The sequence below is a fragment of the Alphaproteobacteria bacterium genome (genome assembly GCA_019746225.1).
Lineage (GTDB): Bacteria > Pseudomonadota > Alphaproteobacteria > Paracaedibacterales > VGCI01 > VGCI01.
Genome location: JAIESE010000055.1, coordinates 1 through 3714 on the forward strand (window position 1 = coordinate 1; position 3714 = coordinate 3714).

The 3714-nt window shown below is 44.4% G+C and carries 2 protein-coding genes; both read right to left on the reverse strand.

Annotation, left to right across the window (positions count from 1 at the left end; genetic code table 11):
* Positions 1–3029 (reverse strand): CusA/CzcA family heavy metal efflux RND transporter (locus K2Y18_08890; GenBank protein ID MBX9805849.1); only part of this gene is annotated, 3029 nt, incomplete at its 3' end.
* On the reverse strand, positions 3026–3714 hold a 689-nt coding region (locus K2Y18_08895; protein MBX9805850.1), incomplete at its 5' end, for an efflux RND transporter periplasmic adaptor subunit. The genes K2Y18_08895 and K2Y18_08890, both read right to left, overlap by 4 nt.

The window sequence follows — 3714 nt, forward strand, 5'->3', positions numbered from 1 at the left end:
ATTCTTTTCATCACATCAGATCCCGTTCCATAACCAATCATAATGGGAAACAACCCTGCGAGAATGATGGCAACAGTCATTGATTTTGGCCGCACACGCATGACAGCCCCTTCAATGATGGCTTTTTTTAAATCTTTAACTGATTTTAGCTTCCCATTCTCTTCATGCTGTTTGATAGCCATATTGAGGTAAATCAGCAGAACCACCCCAAATTCAGCGGCAATACCTGAAAGCGCAATGAACCCGACATCAACAGCTACAGATAAGTTATATCCGAGTAAGTATACGAACCAGAACCCTCCAATAACGGCAAAGGGTAACGTAACCATAATCAGCAGTGGCTCAACCCAACGACGAAAAATGGCATAGAGGAGAAGAAAAATACTTAACAGGGTGAGAGGCACAATCATCAACATGCGTTGGTTGGCACGTTGCATAGATTCATATTGCCCCGCCCATGTTAAAGAGTAACTTGCAGGCAGCTTGAAATTCGCTTGAAGATAACTTTGCGCTTCTCTAATGTAAGACCCAATGTCTTGGTTTTGAACATCGATGTAGACCCACCCACTGGGACGGGCATTTTCAAGACGCAACATCGTTGGTCCATCAATCAGTTTAATATGGGCAATAGCTTCCAAGGGGATAAGCGCCTTGGTAGGTGTGAGGATAGGAAATTGCCGAATCTTCTCTATAGAATCTCGCCACTCCAAAGGATAGCGGATGTTGATGGGGTATCGCTCAACACCCTCCACACTCTCTGTTATGGCCTCTCCCCCAATTGCGGTATTAATGACGTCTTGAATATCATTAACGTTTAAACCGTAACGAGCTGCTTCAGCACGTTTTATAGAGATATCAAGATACCGTCCTCCTTCAAGTCGCTCAGCATAAACGGAACTAGTCCCAGGGAGTTTTCGCAAAATACTTTCGACCTCTTGACCAATGGCGTTTATCGTCTTGAGATCAGGTCCTGTGATTTTTAGCCCTAAAGCTCCTTTGATCCCCGTAGACAACATCTCAATACGATTCCTAATGGGTTGTACCCACAAATTTACAAGACCTGGAACTTTGACTTTTTCATCGAGTTCAGCAATAAGCTTCTCAATGGTCATGCCCGATCGCCATTCAGAGGGGTCCTTCAATTGAACTGTTGTCTCCAGCATTTCTAGAGGTGCCGGATCGGTTGCCGTTTCGGCTCGACCCATCTTACCGAATACACTTTTGACCTCAGGAATTTGAGCGATCATTCTATCGGTTTGTTGCAATAATTGGCTCGCTTTTCCGATGGAAATACTCGGGAAAGTACTTGGCATATAAAGCAGATCACCTTCTTGCAACGGGGGCATAAATTCTGAACCGATTTTAGCAAGGGGGTAGAGGGTCAGTCCTAACAGGATAACAGCAGCTAATAAGGTTGTTTTCGGGAACTCAAGCACAGGTTGAATGGTTTTATGATAGACCTTGATGAGGTAACGATTTAGAGGATTCTTCTCTTCAGAAGGAAGGTTCCCCTTTATCAAAAAAACGATCAGAGCTGGGACAAGTGTAATGGATAATCCTGCTGCTGCCGCCATGGCATAGGTTTTGGTAAAAGCCAAAGGAGAGAACAACAAACCTTCTTGTCCTTGAAGCGCAAAGATGGGCAAGAAGCTGATGGTAATAATGAGTAAGCTAAAGAACAAGGGAGGACCAACTTGAATTGCTGCCTGGTGAACGATACTTAGGTGATTGGCAGATGTCATTTTTTTCTTAGGGTTTTTATGCCGCCAAGTTTCGAGATGTTTATGAATATTCTCAACCATCACGACGGAAACATCCACCATGGCACCAATAGCAATAGCGATACCACCCAGGGACATAATGTTGGCGGTAATTCCTTGATAATACATCACGATAAAGGCTGTCAGAATGCCCAACGGTAGCGTGAGAATAACCACAAAGGCGGAACGTAAATGGAGTAAGAAAGCTAAGCATACCAAGGCCACAATTAAGCATTCTTCAAATATTTTTTCGAATAGGTTTTTAATTGATCGTTCTATGACGCCTGAGCGGTCATAAGTAGTAACAATCTCCACACCTTCTGGTAGCCCCTTCTTTAAACTGCTCAGCTTATCCTTTACCCCTTGAATTGTCTCAAGCGCATTCTTACCAGAACGCATCACAATAATACCCCCGACCACTTCACCCTGCCCGTTTAGTTCTGCAATCCCTCTTCTTTGCTGAGGCCCGAGTTGAATGGTAGCTATATCCTTCAGAAAGGCGGGCGTACCGTTTTTACTGAGACCAACAGGAATTTGCTCAACATCCGCAAGGGATCGTATGAATCCATCTGTGCGTAAAATATATTCAGATTCCGCGAGTTCCAGAACCGACCCCCCACCAGTTGTATTTGCTGCTTTGACCTTCTCCATGATCTCCTTAATGGATAAACCCAGAGCTCGAAGAGCATTTGGATTCAGGACAATTTGATATTCCTTAACCATTCCGCCAATGGTTGCTACTTCAGCAACGCCCGGTACCGTACGAAGTTCAAACTTTAAGAACCAGTCTTGAAGGCTGCGTAATTGAGAGATATCTTTTTTGCCTGTTCGATCAACAAGGGCATATTCGTAAATCCACCCAACGCCTGTGGCATCTGGCCCAAGCTCAGGGCGAACACCTTGAGGAAGTTTACTGGTAGCTTGATTGAGGTATTCTAAAACACGTGACCTTGCCCAATAAAGATCGGTTCCTGGTTCAAAAAGAATATAAACAAACGAATCCCCAAAGTAAGAATAACCTCTGACTGTTTTAGCAGCAGGAACTGCCATCATGGTCGTAGTTAGGGGATAGGTGATCTGCTCTTCAACGACTTGGGGCGACCGCCCCTGGTAACTGGTTCGAACAATCACTTGAACATCGGATAAGTCAGGTATGGCATCAACAGAGGTCTTTGCAGCAGTATAGATACCCCACACGGACAACAGAACGGCACAAAACAGAACAGCCTTGCGGTAGTGCAATGACCAGGTAATGATTTGGGCTATCATGAACCATGTCCCATGGAGGAATGGTCCATAGCGGAATGATCAGTGGAGGCAGGCGGCGTTTCCAAACGTTGCAAAGCTGATTTCATATTCACTTCAGAATCAATGAGAAATTGTGCAGAGGCAACGACCCTTTCTCCTTTCTTGAGACCTGAAACAATCTCTATTTGTCCCGAGGTTTCAATTCCTGTAACAATTTTGCGAGTCTGAAATTTTCCTTCACCTAAAGCCACAATCACATGTTGTCTACCACTTTCCCAAATGATTGCTTCTGTGGGAATGTGGAGGGCCTGCTTGGGTGCACCCTGAAATTCAACAGCGACAAACATATTGGGTTTGAACAAGAACTCAGGATTGGACAAACGAACCCGAACCTTCGCTGTTAATGAAGTGGGATCAATCTCTGGATAAATATAATCGACTTTGCCCTGCTGACTTAGAGCAGAACGAGGGAATGTGATTTTTGCTTCTTGGCCTATCTTTACTGATGAGAGTTGTGCGGGAAAAATTTCAGCAATCACCCACACTTGCGAAAGGTCTGTCAAGCTCATGATGGTGGTCTCAGGCTTAACCCACATACCCTCTCGAATATTGAGAGCATCAATGTAACCTCTTTTGGGCGCATAAACGGTTACTAATGGGTTGTCTTGTTTTGTTTTTTCAAGTTCCGCAATTTGTTTTTCAGAAA